The organism is Aeromicrobium sp. SORGH_AS_0981, assembly GCF_031453195.1.
GTDB lineage: Bacteria > Actinomycetota > Actinomycetes > Propionibacteriales > Nocardioidaceae > Aeromicrobium.
In genome coordinates this window covers 1,856,860-1,880,908 of sequence record NZ_JAVIZD010000001.1, presented here as the reverse complement: position 1 = coordinate 1,880,908, position 24,049 = coordinate 1,856,860, and the positions used below count along the sequence as shown (strand labels likewise).

At 72.5% G+C, this 24,049-nt stretch carries 23 protein-coding genes; 15 read left to right on the top strand and 8 right to left on the bottom strand.

The annotated features are described in order from the left end of the window. Nucleotides 1-9: 9 nt before the first annotated feature. The 10 genes from galK to QE370_RS09530 all read left to right on the top strand — a co-directional run bounded on the left by galK (nucleotide 10) and on the right by QE370_RS09530 (nucleotide 9,924). The gene (gene galK / locus QE370_RS09575; RefSeq protein ID WP_309634217.1) at nucleotides 10-1,119 is read left to right on the top strand and encodes a galactokinase; all 1,110 of its coding nucleotides are present in this window, start codon (nucleotides 10-12) and stop codon (nucleotides 1,117-1,119) included. Between the two features lie 23 nt (nucleotides 1,120-1,142). Beyond that, nucleotides 1,143-1,988, top strand: coding sequence for a prephenate dehydratase (locus tag QE370_RS09570; protein WP_309634216.1), 846 nt, complete (start codon nucleotides 1,143-1,145; stop codon nucleotides 1,986-1,988). Between the two features lie 70 nt (nucleotides 1,989-2,058). Further along, nucleotides 2,059-2,322 (top strand): hypothetical protein, encoded by a 264-nt coding sequence (locus QE370_RS09565; protein WP_253021981.1) that lies wholly within the window; start codon nucleotides 2,059-2,061, stop codon nucleotides 2,320-2,322. An 87-nt stretch (nucleotides 2,323-2,409) separates the two neighbouring features. Then, nucleotides 2,410-3,450, top strand: coding sequence for a GNAT family N-acetyltransferase (locus QE370_RS09560; protein ID WP_309634215.1), 1,041 nt, complete (start codon nucleotides 2,410-2,412; stop codon nucleotides 3,448-3,450). A gap of 137 nt (nucleotides 3,451-3,587) precedes the next feature. Then, nucleotides 3,588-5,123, top strand: coding sequence for a DHA2 family efflux MFS transporter permease subunit (locus QE370_RS09555; protein ID WP_309634214.1), 1,536 nt, complete (start codon nucleotides 3,588-3,590; stop codon nucleotides 5,121-5,123). A gap of 10 nt (nucleotides 5,124-5,133) precedes the next feature. Beyond that, nucleotides 5,134-5,997, top strand: coding sequence for a formyltetrahydrofolate deformylase (purU, locus tag QE370_RS09550; protein ID WP_253021985.1), 864 nt, complete (start codon nucleotides 5,134-5,136; stop codon nucleotides 5,995-5,997). Nucleotides 5,998-6,164: 167 nt separating this feature from the next. Further along, nucleotides 6,165-7,247 carry a sulfate ABC transporter substrate-binding protein gene (locus tag QE370_RS09545; protein WP_309634213.1) on the top strand — a complete coding sequence of 361 codons (1,083 nt, stop codon included), beginning with the start codon at nucleotides 6,165-6,167 and terminating at the stop codon, nucleotides 7,245-7,247. Between the two features lie 38 nt (nucleotides 7,248-7,285). Continuing rightward, nucleotides 7,286-8,131, top strand: a complete 846-nt coding sequence (gene cysT / locus QE370_RS09540; RefSeq protein WP_309634212.1) for a sulfate ABC transporter permease subunit CysT — start codon at nucleotides 7,286-7,288, stop codon at nucleotides 8,129-8,131. Beyond that, nucleotides 8,124-8,954 (top strand): sulfate ABC transporter permease subunit, encoded by an 831-nt coding sequence (locus QE370_RS09535; protein ID WP_309634211.1) that lies wholly within the window; start codon nucleotides 8,124-8,126, stop codon nucleotides 8,952-8,954. The genes cysT and QE370_RS09535 overlap by 8 nt, the downstream gene beginning before the upstream one ends. 13 nt (nucleotides 8,955-8,967) lie before the next feature. Then, entirely contained in the window at nucleotides 8,968-9,924 is a 957-nt protein-coding gene (locus tag QE370_RS09530; RefSeq protein WP_253021993.1) for a sulfate/molybdate ABC transporter ATP-binding protein, read from the top strand. On the opposite strand, the gene QE370_RS09525 is transcribed toward QE370_RS09530, so the two are convergent. Further along, nucleotides 9,845-11,056 carry an MFS transporter gene (locus tag QE370_RS09525; RefSeq protein WP_309634210.1) on the bottom strand — a complete coding sequence of 404 codons (1,212 nt, stop codon included), beginning with the start codon at nucleotides 11,054-11,056 and terminating at the stop codon, nucleotides 9,845-9,847. The genes QE370_RS09530 and QE370_RS09525 overlap by 80 nt on opposite strands. A 23-nt stretch (nucleotides 11,057-11,079) precedes the next feature. Here QE370_RS09525 and QE370_RS09520 point away from each other — a divergent pair, with 23 nt between their 5' ends. Next, nucleotides 11,080-11,640: a helix-turn-helix domain-containing protein gene (locus QE370_RS09520; protein ID WP_309634209.1), complete on the top strand. Its 561-nt coding sequence runs from the start codon at nucleotides 11,080-11,082 to the stop codon at nucleotides 11,638-11,640. 23 nt (nucleotides 11,641-11,663) lie between these two features. Here the strand turns inward: QE370_RS09520 and QE370_RS09515 are convergent, their stop codons facing one another. Both QE370_RS09515 and QE370_RS09510 read right to left on the bottom strand, forming a co-directional pair. Then, nucleotides 11,664-12,869, bottom strand: coding sequence for an MFS transporter (locus tag QE370_RS09515; RefSeq protein ID WP_309634208.1), 1,206 nt, complete (start codon nucleotides 12,867-12,869; stop codon nucleotides 11,664-11,666). 565 nt (nucleotides 12,870-13,434) lie between these two features. Next, complete coding sequence (locus tag QE370_RS09510) at nucleotides 13,435-15,651, bottom strand: NADP-dependent isocitrate dehydrogenase (RefSeq protein WP_309634207.1); 2,217 nt, start codon at nucleotides 15,649-15,651, stop codon at nucleotides 13,435-13,437. A 228-nt stretch (nucleotides 15,652-15,879) separates the two neighbouring features. Here QE370_RS09510 and QE370_RS09505 point away from each other — a divergent pair, with 228 nt between their 5' ends. After that, nucleotides 15,880-17,478: a catalase gene (locus tag QE370_RS09505; protein ID WP_253026781.1), complete on the top strand. Its 1,599-nt coding sequence runs from the start codon at nucleotides 15,880-15,882 to the stop codon at nucleotides 17,476-17,478. Nucleotides 17,479-17,587: 109 nt separating this feature from the next. Beyond that, complete coding sequence (locus QE370_RS09500; RefSeq protein WP_253026783.1) at nucleotides 17,588-18,574, top strand: malate dehydrogenase; 987 nt, start codon at nucleotides 17,588-17,590, stop codon at nucleotides 18,572-18,574. A gap of 80 nt (nucleotides 18,575-18,654) precedes the next feature. Here QE370_RS09500 and QE370_RS09495 read toward each other — a convergent pair whose 3' ends face one another. From QE370_RS09495 to QE370_RS09480, 4 genes are all read right to left on the bottom strand, one after another. Beyond that, on the bottom strand, nucleotides 18,655-19,650 hold the full coding sequence (locus tag QE370_RS09495; RefSeq protein ID WP_309634206.1) for a M14 family zinc carboxypeptidase: 996 nt from the start codon (nucleotides 19,648-19,650) through the stop codon (nucleotides 18,655-18,657). A gap of 65 nt (nucleotides 19,651-19,715) precedes the next feature. Then, the gene (locus tag QE370_RS09490; protein WP_253026787.1) at nucleotides 19,716-20,000 is read right to left on the bottom strand and encodes a DUF3017 domain-containing protein; all 285 of its coding nucleotides are present in this window, start codon (nucleotides 19,998-20,000) and stop codon (nucleotides 19,716-19,718) included. Continuing rightward, nucleotides 19,997-20,860, bottom strand: coding sequence for a bifunctional methylenetetrahydrofolate dehydrogenase/methenyltetrahydrofolate cyclohydrolase (locus QE370_RS09485; protein WP_253026789.1), 864 nt, complete (start codon nucleotides 20,858-20,860; stop codon nucleotides 19,997-19,999). The genes QE370_RS09490 and QE370_RS09485 overlap by 4 nt, the downstream gene beginning before the upstream one ends. A gap of 77 nt (nucleotides 20,861-20,937) precedes the next feature. Next, nucleotides 20,938-21,882, bottom strand: a complete 945-nt coding sequence (locus tag QE370_RS09480) for a 3,4-dioxygenase subunit beta (protein ID WP_309634205.1) — start codon at nucleotides 21,880-21,882, stop codon at nucleotides 20,938-20,940. Nucleotides 21,883-22,168: 286 nt separating this feature from the next. Between QE370_RS09480 and QE370_RS09475 the strand changes: the two genes are divergently transcribed. Beyond that, a complete protein-coding gene (locus QE370_RS09475; protein WP_253026792.1) occupies nucleotides 22,169-22,813 on the top strand; it encodes a TetR/AcrR family transcriptional regulator in 645 nt (214 codons plus the stop codon). A gap of 105 nt (nucleotides 22,814-22,918) precedes the next feature. Further along, nucleotides 22,919-23,482, top strand: a complete 564-nt coding sequence (locus QE370_RS09470) for a TetR/AcrR family transcriptional regulator (RefSeq protein ID WP_253026794.1) — start codon at nucleotides 22,919-22,921, stop codon at nucleotides 23,480-23,482. Between the two features lie 118 nt (nucleotides 23,483-23,600). Here the strand turns inward: QE370_RS09470 and QE370_RS09465 are convergent, their stop codons facing one another. Further along, nucleotides 23,601-24,026, bottom strand: coding sequence for a GNAT family N-acetyltransferase (locus QE370_RS09465; RefSeq protein ID WP_309634204.1), 426 nt, complete (start codon nucleotides 24,024-24,026; stop codon nucleotides 23,601-23,603). Nucleotides 24,027-24,049 lie beyond the last annotated feature (23 nt).

Genomic DNA, 24,049 nt, shown 5'->3' with positions numbered 1-24,049 from the left:
CTCGGGGCCGTGGACGACGTACGCACGTGGCAGGTTCCGGGTCGGGTCAACCTCGTCGGGGAGCACCTCGACTACAACGGCGGCCCCTCGGTGCCGTTCGCGATCGACCGCTTCCTCACGGTGAAGGTGCGTCGCCGCGACGACGACGCGGTCAACGTCTGGAGCACGCTGCCCGACGGCACCCGCGAACGGGCGACCTTCGGCACCGGCGTCGCACCCGACGACGGGACGGTGTCGGCCGACGACTGGTCCGCCTACCCGGCCGGCGCTGTCTGGGCCGTGGGGACAGTGGGCCCGCTGCCGGGCGTCGACCTGGTGCTCGAGTCGACGCTCCCGCTGGGCTCCGGACTCTCCTCGTCGGCGGCACTCACCGTCGGCGTCGTCTCGGCGCTGGCCGACGTCGCCGGCCTCGACGTCGCACCGCTGGAGGTGGCGCGCCTCGCGCAGCGCGCCGAGAACGACTTCGTGGGAGCGCCCACCGGACTGATGGACCAGCTCGCCGTCACGTTCGGGCGGGCGGGCGAGGCGGTGGTGACCGACCCGCTGTCCGAGGACGACCCGACGCGTGTGCCGTTCGACCTCGCCGCCGCCGACCTCGCGCTCCTCGTCGTCGCGACCGGCGTCGACCACTCGAACGTCGGCGGCGGGTACGGCGAGCGTCGCGCGGAGTGCGAGCGCGCCGCGGCCGAGCTCGGCCTGGAGCACCTCGCGAAGGCCGGGCTCGACGCCCTCGTCCGCCTGCAGGACCCGGTGCTGCGCCGCCGCACCCAGCACGTGTTCACCGAGACCGCACGGGTCAAGGCGGCGCTGCGGACGCTCGGCGAGAGCGACTTCGAGCAGCTCGGCACCATCCTCACCGCCTCGCACGTGTCGCTGCGCGACGACTTCGAGGTCAGCTGCGCCGAGCTCGACGTCGCGGTCGAGGCGGCCGTCGAGGGCGGGGCCCTCGGGGCCCGCATGACCGGGGGCGGGTTCGGCGGGTCGGCCATCGCGCTCGTGCCACAGACCAAGGCGCGCGCCCTGCGCGAGCTCGTCGAGCAGCGCTACGACGCGCTCGGGTGGAGGGCGCCGGAGGTCTTCGCCGTCCGGCCCGCGGCGGGAGCCCACCGCACCGCCTGACGCGGCGGTGCCACACTGGGCGCGTGACCGCCCGCCGCATCGCGTACCAGGGAGAGCCCGGCGCGAACTCCCACATCGTCTGCCAGCAGCACCACCCTGACGCCGAGGCCGTGGCCTGCGCGTCGTTCGAGGACGTGTTCGCGGCGGTCACGGGTGGCGACGCCGACCTCGCCATGATCCCGATCGACAACTCGATCGCCGGCCGGGTCGCCGACATCCACCACTTCCTGCCGACCTCGGGGCTGCACATCGTCGGCGAGCACTTCCTGCGCATCCAGTTCATGGTGATGGGCGTCCCTGGCACGACGCTGGAGACCGTCCGCACCGTGCACAGCCACGTGCACGCGCTCGGGCAGTGCCGCAAGATCATCGGCCAGCACAGGTGGACCCCGATCGTCTCCGGCGACACCGCCGGCGCCGCGCGCGAGATCGCCGAGGCCGCCGACGTCACGTCCGCCGCCATCGCGCCACCGCTCGCGGCCGAGATCTACGGTCTCGACATCCTCGCGGCCGACGTCGAGGACGAGGACCACAACACCACGCGCTTCGTGGAGCTCTCGCGCGAGCCGGTGCGGGCACCCCAGGGGGCGGGCCCCGTCGTCACCACCTTCATCTTCAACGTCCGCAACCTCCCCGCCGCCCTCTACAAGGCGCTCGGCGGGTTCGCCACGAACGGCGTCAACATGACGAAGCTCGAGAGCTACATGGTCGGCGGGGAGTTCACCGCCACCCAGTTCCTCGCCGAGGTCGACGGACACCCTGACGACCCGCACGTGGCACGGGCCCTGGAGGAGCTCGGGTTCTTCACCACCGAGACCCGGGTCCTCGGGGTGTACCCGGCCGACCCGTTCCGCGCCCAGCAGCGCTGAGGTCGCGGCCGTCCACAGGTCGACCACGCAGCCCTTGGTCGCGGGCGCGCACGCGCAGTAGCGTGGCCGCATGACCCCGCCGGACCGTGTGAGCCAGCTGCGCAACGACGTCGACGACCTGTACGAGATCGTCTCGGAGATCCGTTCGACGGTCGACGGCCACACGGGCACCCTCGCCGAGCACACCCGGACCCTCGCCGACCACACCCGCATCCTCGGCGAGCACGGGCGCACCCTCGACGAGCACACCCGCATCCTCGGCGAGCACGGGCGCACCCTCGACGAGCACACCGTGAAGCTCGACGCGATCCTCGACATCCTGCGCGCCCGGTGAGCGGCCTGCCGTTCCCGCTGTCGGTCCCGGTGCTGACCGACGGCGTCGTCACCCTGCGCGCAGCGACCCCGGCCCGACGTCGAGCCCATGTGGGAGATGACGCAGGACCCCGGCATGCAGCGGTGGACCGCCGTGCCGATCCCCAACACGCGCGAGATGAGCGAGCAGTTCGCCCTGCAGGTCGCGGCCCGCGCCTGGGACGACGGCACCGCCTGCATGTGGGTCGTCGAGGCCGAGGACGACGACGGTCGTCCGCGCTACGCCGGGAACGTCGACCTGCGCGGTCGCCCCGTCGCCGACATCGGCTTCACGCTCCACCCCTGGGCACGGGGTCGGGGCATCATGACCGCAGCCGTGCGGCTCGCCGTCGGCCACGGCTTCACCGAGGCCGGGATCGAGGCGGTGCACTGGCGGGCCCACGTGGGCAACGAGGCGTCGCTGCGGGTCGCGCACGCCTGCGGCTTCGAGCTGGTCGGCGCCGCACCCGCCCTGCTGCACGAGCGCGGCCGCACCCTCGACGCCTGGACGGCCGTGCTGCGCTTCGGCGACGCGCCCTACGCCCGTCGGCCGTGGCAGGACGCGCCGAGGCTCAGGACCGACCGCGTGCAGCTGCGACCGCTCGTGGAGGACGACGCGGACCGCGTCGCGCAGGCGTGCTCCGACCCGACCACCCGGCACTGGCTGCGGACGCTGCCCCACCCCTACACGCCCGAGGTGGCCCGCGCCTTCGTGGCCGACTGCACGTGGCGCTCCGCGACCGGGGAGAAGATCACCTGGTCCGTGGTCGACCCGGTCTCCGACGAGCTCCTCGCGCTCGTGACGCTCATGCACCTCGGCGGCGTCAACCCCGGCACGGCCGAGGTGGGCTACTGGGCGCACCCCGACGCGCGGGGTCGCGGACTCGTGGGCGAGGCCGTGCGGGCGGTGACGCGCTGGGCGTTCTCACCCGACGGCCCCGGGCTCCACCGACTCAGCCTGTTGGCCGCGGCGGGCAACGTCGCCAGCAACCGCGTGGCCGAGCGGTCCGGGTTCCGCCGGGTCGGCGTCGAGCGCCAGGCCGAGATGCTGGGCGACGACACGCTCGACGACCTCGTCTCCTACGACCTGCTGGCCACCGACGAGCCGTAGCCCACCGGCAGCGGCCGGAGCCCGTGCTTCCGGCCGGGTCCGGGCCGACCGGAGCGTCCCCGAACCGTGAGGACGGCGACGGTGAGACATCGACCACTGGCGCTGCTTCTGTCGGCCCACGACGGCACACTGGTTGCGTGACCCAACTGAGCGAGCCGCAGCAGCCCGGCGCCACCTCCTCGACGACGCCGTCCCCCTGGCCCGCCCTCTGGGCGATGGTCATCGGGTTCTTCATGATCCTCGTCGACAACACCATCGTGTCGGTGGCGACGCCGGCGATCATCGAGGACCTGCGCACCGACTACAACAGCGGCATCTGGGTCACGAGCGCCTACCTGCTCGCCTACGCCGTGCCGCTGCTGGTCACGGGACGTCTCGGCGACCGTTTCGGGCCGAAGAACGTCTACCTGCTCGGCCTGACGATCTTCACCCTGGCCTCCCTGTGGTGCGGGCTGACGGGCTCGATCGGCGGGCTCATCGCCGCCCGGGTGGTGCAGGGGATCGGCGCGTCGCTCCTCACGCCGCAGACGATGGCGGTCATCACCCGCACGTTCCCGGCCGCCAAGCGCGGCAGCGCCATGGCCCTCTGGGGCGCCACCGCGGGCGTCGCGACGCTGGTCGGCCCGATCCTCGGTGGCGTGCTGGTCGACGCGGCCGGCTGGGAGTGGATCTTCTTCGTCAACATCCCGGTCGGCCTCATCGGGTTCGTCCTCGCCGTCCGCCTGGTGCCCGTGCTCGAGACGCACGCCCACACCATCGACTGGCTCGGCGTCGCGCTCAGTGCCGCCGGCATGTTCCTGCTCGTCTTCGGCATCCAGGAGGGCGAGCGGTACGACTGGGGCACCATCACCGGACCGATCAGCGTCCCGCTGCTCATCGCGCTCGGGGTCGTCGTGCTCGGCCTGTTCGTCGCCTGGCAGGCGCGCGTGCGCCGCGAGCCGCTCGTGCCCCTCGGCCTCTTCCGCGACCGCAACTTCTCGGTCGGCAACGTCGCCATCGCGATGGTCTCGCTCGCCATCACCGCCATGAGCCTGCCGTTCATGTTCTACGCGCAGGGTGCCCGCGGGTGGAGCCCGACCGAGTCGGCCCTCTTCATGACGCCCATGGCGGTGGTGCTGCTGCTCCTCTCGCCCGTGGTGGGCAAGCTGTCCGACCGCGTGCACCCGCGCCTCCTGACGCTCGTGGGCTTCGGCACCGCCGCCGTGGCCATGCGCTGGCTCGGCAGCCTCGTCGACCCGACCACGCCCGCGTGGCAGCTGCTCCTGCCGATGGCACTGTTCGGCGTGTCCAACGCGTTCCTCTGGGCCCCGCTGAGCGCCACGGCCACGCGGAACCTGCCGATGTCGTCGGCCGGCGCCGGCGCCGGCGTCTACAACACGACGCGCCAGGTGGCCGCGGCCCTCGGCAGCGCCGCCGTCGCCGCACTCATCGGGTCGCGCCTGGCCGCCAACGGCCTGCAGGGCGACGCGAGCGCGTTCCAGTCCGCGACCGGCAGCTCCGGGAGCATGCCCGCGCCGGTGGCCGAGGCCTTCTCCCGGGCCATGTCGGAGGCCTTCTGGCTGCCGGCGGCCGCGTTCGTCGTCGGCCTGGTCGTCGTGCTGCTGTTCGAACGCCCGCGCCACCAGGGCACCGCCCCGGCCACCGCCCCCGCGCAGGCCGCACCCGCTGCCTAGACTGCGGCGGGTGACCAGCACCCACGTCCTGACGCTGTCCTGCCCGGACCGGCCGGGGCTCGTGTACGCCGTGACCCGGTGGATCCACGAGGCCGGCGGCAACATCCTCGACTCCCAGCAGTACACGGAGCAGCCGGCCGACGACGGGTCGGGCGAGTTCTTCCTGCGTCTGCACGTCGACTTCGGCGCCGACGCGCAGACCGGGGACCTCGCGGACGGCTTCGGACCGGTCGCCGCGGAGCTGGACATGCAGTTCCGTCTCGTCGAGGCCGAGCGGCCCGCGCGCACCCTCGTGATGGTCTCCAAGGAGGGTCACTGCCTGAACGACCTGCTGTACCGGCAGAGCTCCGGCACCCTCAACATCGAGGTGCCGGCGATCGTGTCGAACCACCGCGACCTGGAGCGGCTCGCCGACGCCTACGACGTGCCGTTCCACCACCTGCCGGTCACCCGGGAGACGAAGGCCGACGTGGAGGCCCAGGTGCTCCACCTCGTCGAGGAGCTGGAGGTCGACCTCGTGGTGCTCGCGCGGTACATGCAGATCCTCAGCGACGACCTCTGCCGCTCGCTGGCGGGGCGGGCCATCAACATCCACCACAGCTTCCTGCCCAGCTTCAAGGGCGCGCGCCCCTACCACCAGGCGCACGCCCGGGGCGTCAAGCTGATCGGCGCGACGGCCCACTACGTCACCGCCGACCTCGACGAGGGCCCGATCATCGAGCAGGGCGTCCAGCGCGTCGACCACCGCATGGCCCCGGCCGACCTGGCGCGCGTGGGCCGCGACGTCGAGGCCCAGACGCTCTCGCGCGCGGTGCGCTTGCACGCCGAGTCGCGCGTGCTGATGAACGGGCCACGCACCGTCGTCTTCGCCTGACCCGCTGCCGGGGTCGAGGGGCGCCCGGCAGCGGGTCAGGTGTCCCGTCTCACTCCGCGACCCAGAGGTCCACATGGTGAGACCTGCGTGCGGCGCGTCGCCGGACGCCTACCGTCGTACCTCGACGCACCACCCCCGAGGGTGCGCCCGACACCGAGGACGACTCCATGACGACGCTCCGCCGCCGACTGACGACCGCCGCCGCGCTCGCGGCCGCCTCCGCCCTGGTGCTCAGCGCCTGCGGGTCGGGCGGCTCCAGCGACGCCGACACGATCAAGATCGTCGGCTTCGCGGTCCCCGAGGCGGCCAACAAGGCGATCGCCGAGAAGTTCGAGGAGACGCCCGAGGGCAAGGGCGTCTCGTTCAAGACCTCCTACGGCGCGTCCGGCGACCAGAGCCGCGCGGTGGCCGACGGCCTGCCGGCCGACTACGTCCACCTGTCCGTCGCGACCGACGTCGACCGTCTGGTCGATGCGGGCCTGGTCGACAAGACCTGGGACGACGGCCCGAACCAGGGCATCGTGTCGACGTCGGTGGTCGTGCTCGGCGTCCGCAAGGGCAACCCCAAGAACATCCAGGGCTGGGACGACCTGGTCAAGCCCGGCGTCAAGATCGTCACGGCGAACCCCGCCTCCTCCGGCGCGGCCCGGTGGAACGCGCTCGCCGCGTGGGGCAGCGTGACCAGCCAGGGCGGCAGCGACGCCGAGGCCACGGCCTACGTCGACAAGCTCTTCAAGAACGTGGTCTCCCTGACCAACAGCGGCCGCGACGCCACCCAGAGCTTCCTCGGCGGCACGGGCGACGTGCTGCTGGCCTACGAGAACGAGGCCATCCTGGCGAACCAGAACGGCGAGGGCTTCGACTACGTCATCCCCGACACCACCGTGCTCATCGAGAACCCGGGCGCAGTCCTGAAGAAGCACGTGCCGGCGACCGAGCCGTGGCTCGACTTCGTGCTCGGCACGACGGGTCAGCGCGAGTTCGCGCTCAAGGGCTTCCGTCCGCTCAACGAGAAGCAGCCCGGCGTCGCCGACCTGTCCGCGGTGGGCCTGAAGGCGTCCGACATCAAGGGTGCCGCCGACGCCTCGGACCCGTTCCCGAAGGTCAAGAACCTCCTGACCCTCGCCGACGACTTCGGCGGTCACGACTGGAGCGGCGTGAAGGACAAGCTCTTCGGCGACGGCAAGGACGGCGCCCCCGTCGGCATCGTCACCGAGGCCATCGCGAAGTCCGGCAAGGCCTCCCAGTAGGGCACCACCCCGACCGCTTCGACGACCCCCAGGACGGCATGACCTCCACCTCCCCGGCACAGCGCCGGCCGGCACGCTTCCGGCCGGCGCTGCCGAGCACCCTCACCCGCACCTCGGGGCTCGGCCTCGGCATCTCGATGCTCTGGTTCAGCCTCCTCGTCCTCATCCCGCTCTGCGCCGTCGTGATCACGGCGTCCGAGGGCGGCTGGGCGAACTTCTGGCGGGCGATCACCAACGCGCAGACCCGCTCGGCGATCGTGCTGACGCTCGAGGCCGCCGTCGCCGTGACCGCGGTCAACGTGGTCGTCGGGACCATCATCGCCTGGGTGCTCGTGCGCGACCGGTTCCCCGGCAAGGGCGTGCTCGAGGTGGTCATCGACATCCCGTTCGCGCTGCCGACGATCGTGGCCGGGCTCGTGCTCCTGTCGCTCTACGGCAAGGACGACAGCCCGCTCGGCATCAACGTCGCGAACTCCGGGGCGTCGGTGTACCTGGCGTTCCTGTTCGTGACGCTGCCGTTCGTCGTCCGCATGGTCCAGCCCGTGCTGGAGGAGCTCGACCTCGAGGTCGAGGAGGCCGCCGCGTCGCTCGGCGCGAGCCGCTTCACGACGTTCCGCCGCGTGATCCTGCCCAGCCTCGCGCCGGCCATCACCGCAGGGGCGGCGCTGTCGTTCGCGCGGGCCGTGGGCGAGTACGGGTCGCTCGTGCTGCTGTCGGGCAACCTGCCCTTCTCCTCCGAGGTGGCGTCCGTGCGCATCCTGAGCGCGATCGAGAACGACAACCCCGAGGCCGCGGCGTCCATCGCGACCCTGCTGCTGCTCGTCTCGCTGGCGACCATCGTCGTGCTCGACCTGCTCCAGAGGAGGATCAGCGACCGTGGCTGACGCTCGGACGACCCGCCACCCCCGTGGCCCGGTCACCTACCTGCTGCGCGTCGTCGCGGTCGTGTACCTCGCGCTGCTCGTGGTCTGGCCGGTCGCCCTCGTCGTGACCAACACGTTCGCCGACGGCCTGACGTCGTTGCGCGGCCTGTTCGAGGACCCCGACATGGTGGCGGCCCTGCAGCTCACCGCCGTCGCCGCCCTCTGCGCGACGGCCATCAACCTCGTGTTCGGCGTCAGCATGTCGCTCCTGCTGGTGCGCACCGAGTTCCCCGGCAAGCGTCTGCTCAGCGCCGCGCTCGACCTGCCGCTCTCGGTCTCGCCGATCGTCATCGGCCTGGCCCTCGTGCTCGTCTACGGCGGGCGCGGCGGATGGTTCGGCCCCACGCTCGAGGGCTGGGGCTTCCAGATCATCTTCTCCACCCCCGGCATCGTCATGGCGACGGCGTTCGTCTCCCTGCCGCTCGTCATCCGTGAGGTCGTGCCCGTGCTGCGCGAGATCGGCACCGAGCAGGAGCAGGCCGCCCGCAGCCTCGGCGCCAACGCCTGGCAGACCTTCTGGCGGATCACGCTGCCGGGCATCCGCTGGGCGGTCGTCTACGGCGTCGTGCTGACCCTCGCCCGCTCGCTCGGTGAGTTCGGCGCCGTCAAGGTCGTGTCGGGCAACGTGCTCGGCGAGACCCGGACCGCCACGCTGGCCGTGGAGGAGAAGTACCTCAACTTCGACGTCGAGGGCGCCTACGCGATCGCGTTCCTGCTCGCCAGCGTCTCCGTCGTCTGCATCGTCGTCGTCCAGGTCCTGCGCTCCCGCGCGGACCGCCACTGAGAGGGAAGGCCCCATGAGCATCGAGGTCGCAGGCGTCAGCAAGCGGTTCGGCGACTTCGTCGCGCTCGACGACGTCGACCTGTCGATCCCCACCGGCCAGCTCACCGCCCTGCTCGGCCCGAGCGGCGGCGGCAAGACCACGCTGCTGCGGATCATCGCCGGTCTGGAGACCGCCGACTCCGGCTCGGTCGTGATCGAGGGCGTCGACACGACCGGCGTGCCTGTGCAGAAGCGCAACGTCGGGTTCGTGTTCCAGCACTACGCGGCGTTCAAGCACCTCAGCGTGCGACGCAACGTGTCGTTCGGCCTGGAGATCCGCAAGCGCCCGAAGGCCGAGGTCGAGGCCAAGGTCGACGAGCTGCTGCGGCTCGTGCACCTCGAGCAGTTCGCGGACCGTCGACCGACGCAGCTGTCCGGTGGTCAGCGTCAGCGCATGGCACTGGCCCGCGCGCTCGCCATCGAGCCGTCGGTGCTGCTGCTCGACGAGCCGTTCGGCGCGCTCGACGCGAAGGTCCGCAAGGAGCTGCGGGACTGGCTGCGCCGCCTGCACGACGAGATGCACGTGACCACGGTGTTCGTCACGCACGACCAGGAGGAGGCGCTGGAGGTGGCCGACTCGATCGTGGTGATCAACGACGGCCGCATCGAGCAGGTCGGCACGCCCGACGACCTCTACGACAAGCCGGCGAGCGACTTCGTGCTGTCCTTCCTCGGTCCCGTGACCACGCTCGGCGACCACCTGGTGCGCCCGCACGACATCGAGATCTCGCGCTACGAGCAGGCGGCGGTCACGGTCGGCACGATCACCCGCTGGACGCGGATCGGGTTCGAGGTGCGCCTGGAGGTCACGCCCGAGGACGCCCGCCAGCCGGGGCCGGTGCTCGTCAGCCTCACCCGGACGGACGCGACGGCCCTCGGGCTGCACGAGGGTGACCGCGTGTGGCTGCGTCTGCGACCCGGAGCCTCCTGACCCGCACCGGTGCGGCCACGACCGCGCCGACCGCGGTGAGGAAGGCGGAGGCGGCGAACGCCGCCCCGTGCCCGCCGCCGTGCATGAGCGCGCCCGAGAGCGCCGAGCCGAGGGCCTGACCGAGCACGAGCACGACGAACAGCAGCGCCGTCCCCGGCCCCCCGCGACCGGGGTCGACGTCGAGCGTCCACGCGATGAGTGCGCCCGTCGCGGCGACGAAGCCCCACCCGAACACCGCGCACGCGGCGACGGCGACGACCGCCGAGCCGGACCCCAGCCCGAGCGCGAGCGTCGCGAGCGCGGTGACGCCGGCGGTGAGCGTCCAGGCGGTCCGCGGGGCCCGACGGCCGAGTGGGGCCGCCGTGGCGACGACGGCGGTCCCGCCGAGGCCCAGCGCGATCCAGGCGACGACCGACGCCGTCGTCCCTCCGCCCGACTGGAGGACCACCACGCGGCCGTAGCTCCACACCGCGGCGGAACCGGAGCCGAGGAGCAGGCTGGCGGCCACCACGCGCCGGTGCGCCGACCACCAGGAGCGCGGCAGCGTCGCGCCCGGGGCCCGCCTCCCGGTCTCGCCGCCCCGCGCGGCCAGGAGCACGAGTGCCGCCACGGCGAGCGTGAGCAGACCCGACCACGCCCAGGCCGCCCGCCAGTCCGGGAGCAGCGTGAGGGCCAGCGCGCCCGCCACGACGAGCCCTGGCCCGGTCCCGGCGTTGACCGTGGACTGCGCGGAGGGGTCGCCCGCGACGACCGGGTCGCGTCGCAGGATCTCCACGAGCGCCGGCGAGACCACGCCGGCACCCACCGACGCGAGGACCGCGAGGACGGCGAACGTCGCGCGGTCCGGGGCGACCGAGAGCCCGAGCGCCCCTCCCCCGGCCGTCAGCGCGGCGACGCCGACGAGCGTGCGCGCCCGTCGCGTGGCGAGCACCAGCCCCAGGAGCGCGCCGAGGCAGTAGGCCAGCGAGGCACCGCTCGACACCAGCCCTGCCGCCGCTGTACCGAGCCCGAGGTCGTCCTGGACGTCGGGCAGGTAGAGGCCGGTCGCGAGCCGGACGAGGCCGTAGGTCGCGGCCACGAGGGCGAGCCCGCCCGGCACGAGCAGGGCCGATAACGAAAACGTACGTTTCACTTTCGTGAGTCTAGGCTGGCTCCATGGCCCTGCGCACCTCGACGGAAACCCGGCTGCTCGACGCCGCCGACGAGCTGTTCTTCACCGGCGGCGTGGCGGCGACGCCGGTCGACGCGGTCCTCGCCCGGGCCGGCGTCTCCGCCGCCACGCTCTACCGTGGCTTCGCGAGCAAGGAGGCCCTGCTCGCGGCGGCCCTCGAACGTCGCCACCGGGCCTGGACCCGGACCTGGGACGACGCGGTCGCGCGACAGACCACGCCGCAGGCCCGGCTCCTCGCCGTCTTCGACGCGCTCGAGGCGTTCCGCGACGGGCCGCTCGGCTCCCGGTGGTGCGCCTTCCTCGGGACGGCGGCGGAGCACGCGTCGCCACCGCCGGAGCTCGCGGCCGCGCTACGGCTCGAGACCGAGCACCTGCGCGACCGGCTGGTCGAGCTCGCCGAGGAGGTCGCGCCCAAGCGCGGGAGGCAGCTCGGGGAACAGCTCCTCCTCGTGGTCACCGGCGACCTCGCGATGCGCCTGCGCACCCCCGGACGGAGCACCGACGTCGCCCGTACGGTCGCCACCACCCTCGTGCGCGCGACCTGATCGACGGCGGCCCCGCCCACCCGTCAGGCGCTGCGGCGCTGGGCCGCCAGGCCCACCAGGAAGATCAGGAGCCCGGCGACCGCCAGCGCAGCACCGACCAGGCTCGGCGCGCGGTACCCGTAGCCGGCGGCGATGACGACGCCGCCCAGCCAGGCTCCCAGCCCGTTGGCGATGTTCAGCGCCGAGTGGTTGAGCGCCGCGCCCAGCATCTGCGCGTCGCCCGCGGCGTCCATGAGCCGGATCTGCAGGCCGATGGCCACGAGGCTGCCGAGGGCACCGATCGCGAAGACGCCGAGAGCGGCCGGCACCACGAGCCCCGCCGTCTGGTGGAACACGACGAGCACGGCGATGGTCGCCACGAAGCCCCAGATCACGAGCCGCGGGACGTCCCAGTCGGCGAGCGGTCCGGCCAGCCAGGAGCCGAGCACCGAGCCGATGCCGAAGGCCAGGAGGAACCACGGGATCGAGGAGTCCGCGAGGCCGGTGACGTCGGTGACGATCGGCGCCACGTAGCTGTACATGGCGAACAGGCCACCGAAGCCGACCATGCCGGCGGACACGGCGAACAGCACCTGAGGGCGCGTGAGCGCCGACAGCTCGCCCCGGATGCTCGCCGTGCGGTCGGCCGTCTGGTGCGGCACGAAGAGCAGCATCATCGCCGCGGCCAGCACCGCCAGCACGACCACGGCCCAGTAGGCGGCCCGCCAGCCGAGCTCCTGGCCCAGCCAGGTGGCGGCCGGCACGCCGGCCACGGTGGCGACGGACAGGCCGAGCATGACGCGGCTGACCGCCCGACCGCGACGGTGCGGCGGCACCAGCGAGGCGGCGAGGAGCGAGGCGACGCCGAAGTACGCGCCGTGCGGCAGACCGGCGAGGAAGCGCGCGGCGAGCACGGGCACGTAGCCGCTCGCGAGCGCGGTGACCGCGTTGCCGACGCCCAGCGCGAGGATCAGGCCGACCGCCAGCTCACGGCGCGGGAGCCGCGCCCCGAGGGCCACGATGACGGGCGCGCCGACCACGACGCCGAACGCGTACGCGGTGATCACGTGGCCGGTGGTGGGGATCGACTCGTCGATGCCGGCGGCGATCTCCTTGAGCAGACCCATCGTGACGAACTCGGTCGTGCCGATCGCGAAGCCGCCGAGCGCGAGGGAGATGATGGCCAGCCCCACGTGCGCGGCGCGCGGGGTGCTCGTCTCGGGCGCTGCCAGGTCCACGGAAGAAGTCACGTGAAGAGCCAAGCACCGACCCTCGGCGTGTTGTTCCCGGTGTGGGCGAGGTCATGCGCAGAGTCCTGCTGGTCGAGGAGGCGGAGCGAGGTTGCACGGCGACAGCCCAGCGCGAGCCGACCCCCAGCGTCTGCTTGGAGTGGTCTCGCTCCGTCGCAGCTACGCCCCTCCTGCGACGGCTCCAGCACCTCCCCTCGCTGGCGCTCGTGCAGGCACTCGACCAGCGGTACCGCTGGTCGAGTAGCGGCCACGCGCGAGGAACGAGCGTCGTGGACGCGTATCGAGACCACCCGGGAACGGCCCAGCGCGAACCGACCCCCAGCGTCGGCTTGGAGTGGTCTCGATACGCCCGAAGCACGCTCCTTCGTCGCGGCTCCGGCCTACTCGACCAGCGGAACGCTTCGCTGGTCGAGTAGCAGGGACGAGCTTGCGAAGTCCCTGCGATGGAGCCGTCGCACCAAGGGCGTAGCCGCGACGTATCGAGACCACCCGGCACCAGCCCAGCGCGGGCCGGACGCACGACGCCCCCGCGACCACGGGGTCGCGGGGGCGTCGGTGAGTCTGGTCAGACGCTGAGCGAGCCGAGGACCTCGTTGAGGGTGCTCGAGGGACGCATGACCCGCTCGGCCTTCTCGTCCGACGGGCGGTAGTAGCCGCCGATGTCGGCGGGCGAGCCCTGGACGGCGAGCAGCTCGTCGACGATCGTCTGCTCGTTGCCGCGCAGCGCACCCGCGACGTCGGCGAACGCGGACGCCAGCTCGGCGTCCTCGGTCTGCTTCGCCAGCTCCTCGGCCCAGTAGAGGGCGAGGTAGAAGTGGCTGCCGCGGTTGTCGATCGTGCCGAGCTTGCGTCCCGGCGAACGGTTCTCGTCGAGGAAGGTGCCGGTGGCGCGGTCGAGCGTGTCGGCGAGCACCTGGGCGCGCGCGTTGCCGGCCGTGGTGGCCAGGTGCTCGAAGCTCGCCGCCAGCGCGAAGAACTCGCCGAGGCTGTCCCAGCGCAGGTAGTTCTCCTTCACGAGCTGCTGCACGTGCTTCGGCGCGGAGCCGCCTGCACCGGTCTCGAACAGTCCGCCGCCGTTGATCAGCGGGACGACGGAGAGCATCTTCGCGCTCGTGCCCAGCTCCAGGATCGGGAACAGGTCGGTGTTGTAGTCGCGCAGCACGTTGCCGGTGACGCTGATCGTGTCCTCGCCGCGACGGATGCGCTCCACCGAGTAGGTGGTCGCCTCGGCCGGCGCCATGATCTCGATCGTGAGGCCGTCGGTGTCGAGCTCGGGCAGGTAGGCCTCGACCTTGGCGATGAGGTTCGCGTCGTGGGCGCGGGTCTCGTCGAGCCAGAAGATCGCGGGGGCGCCGGTGGCGCGGGCCCGCGTGACGGCGAGCTCGATCCAGTTGCGGATCGGCACGTCCTTGGTCTGGCAGGCGCGCCAGATGTCGTGCGGCTCGACGTCGTGCTCGAGGAGCACGTCGCCGGAGGATGCGACGACCTGCACGGTGCCGGCCGTCTCGATCTCGAAGGTCTTGTCGTGGCTGCCGTACTCCTCGGCCGCCTGCGCCATCAGGCCGACGTTCGGCACCGAGCCCATCGTGGTCGGGTCGTAGCCGCCGTGCGCCTTGCAGTCCTCGACGACGGCCTGGTAGACGCCGGCGTAGCTGGAGTCGGGGATGACGGCGAGGGTGTCGTGCTCCTGGCCGTCCGCGCCCCACATGTGGCCCGACGTGCGGATCATGGCGGGCATCGACGCGTCGACGATGACGTCGCTCGGCACGTGCAGGTTGGTGATGCCCTTGTCGGAGTCGACGTAGGCCAGACGCGGTCCCTCGGCGAGGCGCTGCTCGAACGCGGCCTTGATCTCGGCGCCGTTGGGGAGGGCGTCGAGACCGGAGAGGATGCCACCGAGGCCGTCGTTGGCGCTGAGGCCGGCGGCCGCGAGGTCGTCGCCGTACTGCGCGAAGACGTCGGCGAAGTAGGCGCGCACAACGTGGCCGAAGATGATCGGGTCGGAGACCTTCATCATGGTGGCCTTGAGGTGCACGGAGAACAGGACGTCGAGGTCCTGGGCGCGCTGGACCTGCTCGGCGAGGAAGGTGTCGAGCGCGGCGGCCCGCATGACGGTGGCGTCGACGACCTCGCCGGCGAGGACCTTCAGACCGTCCTTGAGGACGGTGGTGGTGCCGTCGGCGGCCACGTGCTGGATGGTGAGGGTGTCGTCGGCGTCGAGAACGACGGACTTCTCGTTGGAGCGGAAGTCGTCGGCGCCCATGGTGGCGACCTCGGTCTTGGAGTCGCTGCTCCACGCACCCATCGAGTGCGGGTTCTTGCGGGCGTAGGCCTTCACCGACGCGGGCGCGCGGCGGTCGGAGTTGCCCTCGCGGAGCACCGGGTTGACGGCGCTGCCCTTGACCTTGTCGTAGCGCGCCTTGGTGTCCTTCTCGGCGTCGCTGGTCGGGTTGTCCGGGTAGGCGGGGAGGTCGAAGCCCTGCTCCTGCAGCTCCTTGACCGCGGCCTTGAGCTGCGGGATCGAGGCGCTGATGTTGGGCAGCTTGATGATGTTGGCCTCGGGGGTCTTGGCCAGCGCGCCGAGCTCGGCGAGCGCGTCGTCGACCTTCTGGTCGGCGGGGAGCACGTCGGCGAACGCGGCCAGGATGCGACCGGACAGCGAGATGTCGCGGGTCTCGACCTCGACGCCGGCCGTCGAGGCGAAGGCCTCGATGACGGGGAGGAACGAGTAGGTCGCCAGCAGCGGGGCCTCGTCGGTGTGCGTGTAGATGATCTTGGCCATCGCGGGCCACTCCTCAGGGTCGACCGAAAGTCTCTCGACCTCAAGATATCCCGTGCGAGCCGCGTCACCACATCGGCCCGGCGGGGGTGCCGGGCCCCACCCCTGGCACGGCGCGGCGCAGCGCCCGGGGGTGAGGCCGGACCGACGGCGGGCGGGAGGCGGCGCTCCGGTCGCGGAGTCGGCGTTCTCGGGGGACGGTGGAGTGACACCGACGCCCGAGGAGTGACCATGACGCACGAGATCCCCCAGCCCGACGACGGCACCGCCATCGCGACCGCACCGACGCCCGAGGCGCAGCAGGGCTCGACGACGGAGACCGGCGCGCCCGCGGTCTCGGACCGCAACAGCCTGACGCTGGGCGCGGACGGCCCGATCCTGCTGCACGACCGTCACCTGCTGGAGCAGATGGCGCACTTCAACCGTGAGCGGGTGCCGGAGCGCAACGTGCACGCGAAGGGCTCCGGCGCGTTCGGCAGGTTCGTGACCACGGAGGACGTGTCGGCCTACACGAAGGCGGCCCTGTTCCAGCCGGGCGTCGAGACGGAGATGCTGGCGCGGTTCTCGACCGTCGCGGGCGAGCACGGCTCGCCGGACACGTGGCGCGACCCGCGCGGGTTCGCGTTGAAGTTCTACACGACGGAGGGGAACTACAACCTCGTCGGCAACAACACGCCGGTCTTCTTCGTGCGCGACACGATGAAGTTCCAGCACTTCATCCGCAGCCAGAAGCGGCGCGGCGCGAACGGCCTGCGCGACAACCACATGCAGTGGGACTTCTGGTCGCTGAACCCGGAGTCGGCGCACCAGGTGACGTACCTGATGGGCGACCGCGGCATCCCGCGCTCGTACCGGCACATGAACGGCTACGGCTCGCACACGTTCCTGTGGATCAACGCCGCCGGCGACAAGCACTGGGTGAAGTACCACTTCCACAGCCAGCAGGGCGTGCAGGGACTCACGGGTGAGGACGCCGACCGCATCGCGGGGCACGACGCCGACTTCCACCGTCGGGACCTGTTCGAGGCGATCGAGGCCGGCGACTTCCCGTCGTGGCGGCTGTCGGTCCAGCTGATGCCGTACGAGGACGCGAAGACCTACCGGCTCAACCCGTTCGACCTCACGAAGGTGTGGCCGCACGAGGACTACCCCCTCGTCGAGGTGGGCACGATGACGCTGGACCGGAACCCGCAGAACTTCTTCGCCGAGATCGAGCAGGCGGCATTCGAGCCGTCGGCGGTGGTGCCGGGCATCGGGTTCAGCCCGGACAAGATGCTGCTCGGCCGGGTGTTCTCCTACTCCGACACGCAGCGCTACCGGATCGGCCCGAACTACCACCAGCTGCCGGTGAACCGGCCGAAGAACGTGCAGCACCACAACACGTACACGTTCGACGGTCCGATGGCCTACGACCACAGCGGCGACCAGCCGGTGTACGCCCCGAACAGCGAGGGTCGTGGATACAGCGACGAGGTGGGCGTCGTCGAGGACGGGTGGGAGGCCGACGGCCCGATGATCCGTCAGGCGTACACGCTGCGCCCGGACGACGACGACTTCAGCCAGGCCGGTGCGCTGGTGCGCGAGGTCTGGGACGACGCGCAGCGCGAGCGCTTCGTCGAGACGGTCGCCGGCCACCTGCTGGGCGGCGTGACCGGTGAGGTGCTGGAGCGGGCGCTCGACTACTGGCGTCACGTGGACGAGGCGACGGCGAAGCAGATCGAGGAGCTCGTGCGCGCGGGCCTGGGTGGCGACAACCCGGGCGGCGAGGACGACCAGGCGAAGGACCTCGTGGCCAACGCGCTCGTGGAGACGCGCACGCACGCCGGCTGAGCGAGGACCGTCGGCCGGCAGCGGCCCGCCCGCGTGCGCGCGGGTGGGCCGCTGCGTTACGTTCGTCACAGACCCCGCCGCACCCCTCTCCCACAAGGAGCACCCCGACGTGACCCACCCCGTCAAGGTCGCCGTCACCGGCGCCGCCGGCCAGATCGGCTACAGCCTGCTCTTCCGTCTCGCCTCGGGCGACCTGCTCGGCCCCGACACCCCCGTGCAGCTGCGGCTGCTCGAGATCACGCCCGCGCTGAAGGCGCTCGAGGGCGTGGTGATGGAGCTGGACGACTGCGCGTTCCCGACGCTGCACTCGGTCGAGATCGGCGACGACCCGCGTGAGGTGTTCGACGGCGTGAACCTGGCCCTGCTCGTCGGGGCCCGCCCCCGGACGAAGGGAATGGAGCGCGGCGACCTGCTGGAGGCCAACGGCGCGATCTTCACGGCGCAGGGCAAGGCCCTCAACGACGTCGCGGCCGACGACGTGCGGATCGGGGTCACCGGCAACCCGGCCAACACGAACGCGCTGATCGCGCTGAGCAACGCACCCGACATCCCGGCGGAGCGGTTCAGCGCCCTCACCCGGCTCGACCACAACCGGGCCATCAGCCAGCTGGCCGCCCGGACCGGCAGCGCCGTGGCCGACATCCGCCGCATGACGATCTGGGGCAACCACTCCGCCACCCAGTACCCCGACCTGTTCCACGCCGAGATCGGCGGACGCAACGCGGCCGAGGTCGTCGACGACCAGGCCTGGATCGAGGACGACTTCATCCCGACGGTCGCCAAGCGCGGCGCGGCGATCATCGAGGCACGTGGCGCGTCGTCGGCGGCGAGTGCCGCGTCGGCGACGATCGATGCGGCCCGCGACTGGCTGCAGGGCTCCCCCGACGGCGACTGGGTCTCGATGGCGGTGCGCTCGGACGGCTCCTACGGGATCCCCGAGGGTCTCGTGTACTCCTACCCGGTCACCACGCGCGACGGCGACTGGTCGATCGTGCAGGACCTCGAGATCGACGACTTCAGCCGGTCCCGGATGGACGCGACCGCCGCCGAGCTCGTCGAGGAGCGCGACGCGGTGACCGCGCTCGGGCTCGTCTGAGCGATCCTCACCGCGCGCGTCCGCGCGGCCGGGCGCGCCGCTCGGCCCAGCCCGTCAGCCCAGCCCGTCAACCCTGCCCGTCAGCCCAGCCGGGCCCGGACCCGGGCGGCGCCGGTGATGGCCAGACCGGCCCGGCGCCCGGCGTAGGCGCTGCTGACCGACGCGCGATACTCCAGCGTCGTCGCGGTGCCGTGGCGGCCGTAGTAGCGGTTGTACCAGCCGGTGAGGGTAGGGCTCGTCAGGCCCGACGGCGTCCCGACGCCGACCTCGCGGATGGGCAGGCCGAGCGCGTCGGCGAGGCGTCGCTCCCATCCGCGGTCCTTGTCGGTGCGCACGACGACGCCGAACGGCTGGTGGACCGAGGCGATGTAGTCGGGGCGCTTGCGGCGCAGGAACGCCGCGACGGCCTTCGTCTCGCGCTCGCTCGCCGCACGCGGGCCGCCCCAGGTGCGGGTGCCCTTGCCGCTCGACCGGTAGCCGCTCGTGCCCCAGTTGCGGTTGAGGTCGACGCCGCGGGCGTTCGTGCGCGTGCCGCGGGCGTTGCCGTCGGGGTTCATGGTCGGGATGACCCAGATCTCGCTGCCCCGTGTGGGCTTCACGTTGCGCCGGACCCAGTCGGCGGTCTGCAGGCCGGCCTTCTCGTCGCCGTGCATCTGCCCGAGCACGACGAGCGTGCGCTTCTGCGTCGTGTGCGACCAGCCGCGGTAGTACCCCATGATCCTGCGCCCCTGCACGGTCGTCCCGAGGACGGCGCTGCGCGTGACGAGCTTCGGGGTCGGCTTGGGCTTCGGCGTCGGCTTGGGCGTGGCGGTCGGCCTCGGCGTGGGCGACGCGGTGGGCGTCGGCGAGGCCGTCGGGCCTGGGGTGGGGCTCGCGGTCGGCGTCGGCGAGGCTGTCGGGCTGGGGCTGGGCGTCGGGCTCGTCGTCGACGTCGCCTCGACCGCCGGCTCGGACGGGTCCGGCACGTCGCGCCCGAGGGCGGACGCCGCTGACGTCGCGAGTGCGGTGCCGCCGAGCGACAGGACGGTCACGAGGACCAGGGACCGGACCGGGCCGCGCCCGACGACGTGCTTCATCGCCCCACGGTAGGCCCCGACGGACCGACACGCGCGTCGACGCACGGAGACGCGTCGAGGCCAGGTCAGGCCGGCGGACCCGGCGGGACGACGAGGGCCAGCACCGCCAGGCTCACGCCGAGCAGCGTCAGCCAGACGATGTCGAACGTGCGCCCGCGGACGCGCAGCATGCCGACGTGGTCCTGCGGGACCACCACGCGGGCCAGGCCCCCGAGGCCGAAGGTCACGCCGACGACGAGCAGACCGGCACGCCAGTGCCCGACGCCCACCAGAGCCAGCCCGACGCCGACGCCGACCAGCAGGCAGAGGTAGATCTGCGACCCACGGCTGCGCGGGACGACCGGGCTCACGAGACGTCCGCGACGCGCTTCTCGGCCTCGTCGACCACGTTGCTGAGCAGCATCGCGCGGGTCATCGGACCGACACCACCGGGGTTCGGGGCGACCCAGCCGGCGACGTCGTGCACGCCCGGGTGGAGGTCGCCGACGATCTTGCCGGCGTCGTCGCGGCTCACGCCGACGTCGAGCAGCGCCGCACCGGGCTTGACCATGTCGGGCGTGATGATGCCCGGGACGCCTGCAGCCGCGATGACGATGTCGGCCCGGCGCACCTCGGCCGCGAGGTCGCGCGTGCCGGTGTGGCAGAGGGTGACCGTCGCGTTCTCGCTGCGGCGGGTGAGCAGCAGCCCCATGGGCCGGCCCACGGTGATGCCTCGTCCGACGACCACGACGTGCGCGCCCGCGATCTCGACGTCGTGGCGGCGCAGCAGCTCGACGATGCCGCGCGGGGTGCACGGCAACGGGGCCGGCTCGCCGAGCACGAGCCAGCCGAGGTTGGTCGGGTGCAGCCCGTCGGCGTCCTTGGCGGGATCGATGCGCCCGATCACGGCGTTCTCGTCGATGCCACGGGGCAGCGGCAGCTGGACGATGTAGAGGGTGCAGGCAGGGTCGGCGTTGAGCTGGTCGACGGCCGCCTCGACCTCGGCCTGCGACGCCGTCGCCGGGAGGTCGACCCGGATCGACTCGATGCCGATCTCCGCGCAGTCGCGGTGCTTCGCGTCGACGTACCAGCGGCTGCCCGGGTCGTCACCGACGAGGATGGTGCCGAGGCCGGGGACCAGCCCCTGCTCCCGCAGGGCCGCGACGCGACCGGTGAGCTCCGTCTTGATGGCCGCGGCCACCGCCTTGCCGTCCAGGATCTGCGCCGTCACGACGCCGAGTCTACGCAGGGCCTCTCCTGGACGGCCTCGGGACGCGCGTCGACGACGACCACCCGGACCCTGCCGGGTCACCGGGACGACGGCGGGGCGCCGCCTCCCTGAGGGCCACCACCCATGCCTCCGGCGGACGGCTGGGTGGTGGTGTCCACGTTGACGGTCAGGGACGCGGTGTAGCCCGACGAGACGTCGCCGCTGACGGTCGGGACCTGCAGGTCGCTGCCGTCGGCGAAGATGTTGTCGTCGGAGATCGAGGTGCCCACCCCGGCCAGGTTCTCCGCCGAGCCGGCGTAGGTGTCGAGGGCGTAGACGTCGGCGAGCATGTCCGGCGGGAAGGCCAGCTGCGAGGTCGCGATCGCGTTGGCGACGTCGGTCGCGGAGTCCACGTCGGGGTAGACCTCGAAGTGCACGTGGGTCCATCGTCCCTGGTAGCAGCCGGGCACGATGGTCGTGAACGTGAGCTCGCCGTCCGCGTCGGCGACCTGGACGCCGCGCAGCCAAGTCTGGTCCTCCACGCCCGAGGTGTACATGGAGTACCGACCCTGGGCGTCGCACTGCCAGGCGTAGACCGCGGCTCCCTCGAACGCCGCGTCGTCGTCGGCCATGTCGACGACCTTGAACGTGAGGGCCAGCGGCACGCCCGCGACGGTCTCGCCGCCGTCCAGGCTGGAGGTGATGTCGCTGCGGACGATGCCGGAGTCCTCGAGGATGTTGAGGTCCGCGGTGCCGTCGGCGGGATAGGGACCGTTGGTCTCCTGCGGGATCTCGCCGTCGCTCGTCGTGGAGGCCGAACCCGCCGACGCCGACCCGGACTGGTCGGAGCCGGCTCCGCACGCGGCCAGGGTCGCGGCGCCGAGGCCGGCGCCCAGGAACGCCAGCACCCGTCGACGCGTCACCAGTGTGACGGCGTCGAACCCGGCTCCCTGGTCGACGACGTCGTCGTCGGGTCGGGCCAGCGTGCGGCCCTCGTAGGTGGGAAGGCCCGGCCCGCGATGGGGCTCTGGACTGTTGGTCATGGTGCGCTCCTCGAGGAAGGTGACGGGTGGTGGCGTCCTCGATCATGGGGGCGGAGACCGGCAGGCCCCGGTGCGTCGCCTGTGGCCCTGCTGTGAGGCCTGCGGCGTCCGGTCACCGGGGCGGGCGGGCACGCCGTGGGCGGCGCGCGGGCGCCTGGGCGCGTGTCTCGTCGGCGGGAGGCCCGACGCCCGCCGTCCCCCTACACTCGGCCACGGGAGGCTCCGACGACGGACGACGTCGCGGTGATCGGACTCGCGTCACGGGACGCGACGTGGAGAGGTGGACATGACGACGCGTGCGCAGCTGACGCAGGAGCGCAGTCGACTGCGGCGGGAGGAGCTGCTGACCGCAGCCATCTCGCTCTTCGCCGAGGGCGGCGCCCGGGCGGTGACGCACCGCGCCGTGGCTCGTCGGGCCGGACTGCCGCCGGCCACGACCACCTACTACTTCGCCTCCATCGAGGAGCTCCTGCGCGACGCCCTCCGCGAGCACATCGCGCGCTGGCGCAGCACGCTGGCCGCCCTCGCAGGCCTCGAGACACCGCCCGAGAACGTCGACCTCGACTCCGTCGCCCCGACGTTCGAGGCCGTGTTCGCGGCCCGTGGTCCGGAGGCTGTCGCGGTCGAGCTGTCGATCTACCTGGCGTCCACGCACGACCCCGCCCTGCGCGAGGAGGCCGGCGAGGCGCTGAGCGACCTGGAGGGCCTGATCGCCCTCTGGCTCTCCATCCTGGGCCTCACCGACACGTCGCGGGTGGCGCCGACCGTGCTCACCCTGATCGTCGGTACGGCCATGCGACGCCAGGCGCGGCTCTACACGGAGGCCGAGGAGGCGGCGCAGCTCGACTGGGCGATCCGCGCACTCGTGGCGGCCGAGCTCGCCGGACCCGACGAGGTTGGCCGGATCGTCAGCGAGAAGTTGAACCTTTGACTACGCTGGGCGGGTTCACCAGGGGGCCCCGAACGCGAAAGACAGACCATCATGCCTGAGGCAGTATCCGGAGGCCGCGCACGTCTGAGCCAGGAGCGGAGCCGAGTGCGACGCGAGCAGCTCGTCGCCGCCGCCGCGAAGCTCTTCGAGGAGGGCGGCACGAAGGCCGTCACCCACCGTTCCGTCAGCGAGGCCGCGCAGGTGCCGCTCGCGACGGTCTCGTACTACTTCGCGTCGATCGACCAGCTGGTCGACGTGATGTTCGGCGAGGCGCTGACCCACTGGACCGACGAGTGGGCCGCGCTCGTGCCCGAGGCGGGGACGGACCTCTCGGCCGAGGAGGCCGCGGACCGGTTCACCGCACCGATGCGCGCGCTCTCCCCCGACCGACCGTCGCACTTCCTGAACGTCTACCTGGCGGCGCTCGGCCGACCGCACCTGCTGGAGGCCGTCCACGCCATGCGCGACTCGTGCTTCGGCAGCCAGGTCGCGATCCTCGCCGCCACCGGCGTGGCGGACCCGGTCGAGGTCACCCGGGGCGCCAGCCTGCTCTACTCCGGCGCGCTCGTGGCTGCCGCCGACCGTGAGATCGGTCTCGACGGCGTCCTCGCGCTCCTGCACGGCCACGTGGTCGAGCTGGTCCGGCGCGCGCTGCCGCCGCAGGACTGAGCCGCTCGCGGGGTCGTCCTGCGGCTGTGCCGGGACGGCTTCTCGGGTCGTGGCCCGCTCGACGGAGGAGTCTGCGTCCGAGCGGGCCACGGCGCCGCCCCGCCGTGGCCCGGACGGGTCAGCGGGCCTGCTTGACCCACCGGCTCCAGTCGTCCTGCGGTGCGTAGCCGCACGCGCGCCACAGGCCACGGCCGTCCTCGTTGTCGTCGAGGACCATCGCGCAGAAGCGCTCGGCCCCCAGACCGCGCAGGCGCTCCTCCGCGAGCTCGAGCATGCGACGACCCAGCCCCCGACCACGGCACGCCGGGTCGACGGCGAGGCGGTAGAGGTTGGCCCGCCAGCCGTCCCAGCCGCCGATGATCGTGGCGACGACACGGCCGTCCAGCTCGGCGAGCAGGACGGCCTCGGGGTCGTGCTCGATCAGGGCGTGCACCAGGTCGGCGCGGTCGTCCGGCCGCGACCCGTTCTCACCTGCTCGCGACCAGAGCTCGAGGAGGGCGTCCACGTCGGCCGCGGTGGCGTTCCGCACGCTCACGTCGTCCATGCCCCGACCCTGCCACAGCCGCG

Coding starts and splice junctions, on each gene's coding strand:
- QE370_RS09495 (WP_309634206.1), bottom strand. CDS start 19,650: ATGAAGCACGTCGTCGGGCGCGGCCCGGTCCGGTCCCTGGTCCTCGTG.
- QE370_RS09530 (WP_253021993.1), top strand. CDS start 8,968: ATGAGCATCGAGGTCGCAGGCGTCAGCAAGCGGTTCGGCGACTTCGTC.
- QE370_RS09545 (WP_309634213.1), top strand. CDS start 6,165: ATGACGACGCTCCGCCGCCGACTGACGACCGCCGCCGCGCTCGCGGCC.
- QE370_RS09505 (WP_253026781.1), top strand. CDS start 15,880: ATGACGCACGAGATCCCCCAGCCCGACGACGGCACCGCCATCGCGACC.
- cysT (WP_309634212.1), top strand. CDS start 7,286: ATGACCTCCACCTCCCCGGCACAGCGCCGGCCGGCACGCTTCCGGCCG.
- QE370_RS09560 (WP_309634215.1), top strand. CDS start 2,410: ATGTGGGAGATGACGCAGGACCCCGGCATGCAGCGGTGGACCGCCGTG.
- QE370_RS09465 (WP_309634204.1), bottom strand. CDS start 24,026: ATGGACGACGTGAGCGTGCGGAACGCCACCGCGGCCGACGTGGACGCC.
- QE370_RS09510 (WP_309634207.1), bottom strand. CDS start 15,651: ATGGCCAAGATCATCTACACGCACACCGACGAGGCCCCGCTGCTGGCG.
- QE370_RS09565 (WP_253021981.1), top strand. CDS start 2,059: ATGACCCCGCCGGACCGTGTGAGCCAGCTGCGCAACGACGTCGACGAC.
- QE370_RS09480 (WP_309634205.1), bottom strand. CDS start 21,882: ATGACCAACAGTCCAGAGCCCCATCGCGGGCCGGGCCTTCCCACCTAC.
- QE370_RS09520 (WP_309634209.1), top strand. CDS start 11,080: ATGGCCCTGCGCACCTCGACGGAAACCCGGCTGCTCGACGCCGCCGAC.
- QE370_RS09475 (WP_253026792.1), top strand. CDS start 22,169: ATGACGACGCGTGCGCAGCTGACGCAGGAGCGCAGTCGACTGCGGCGG.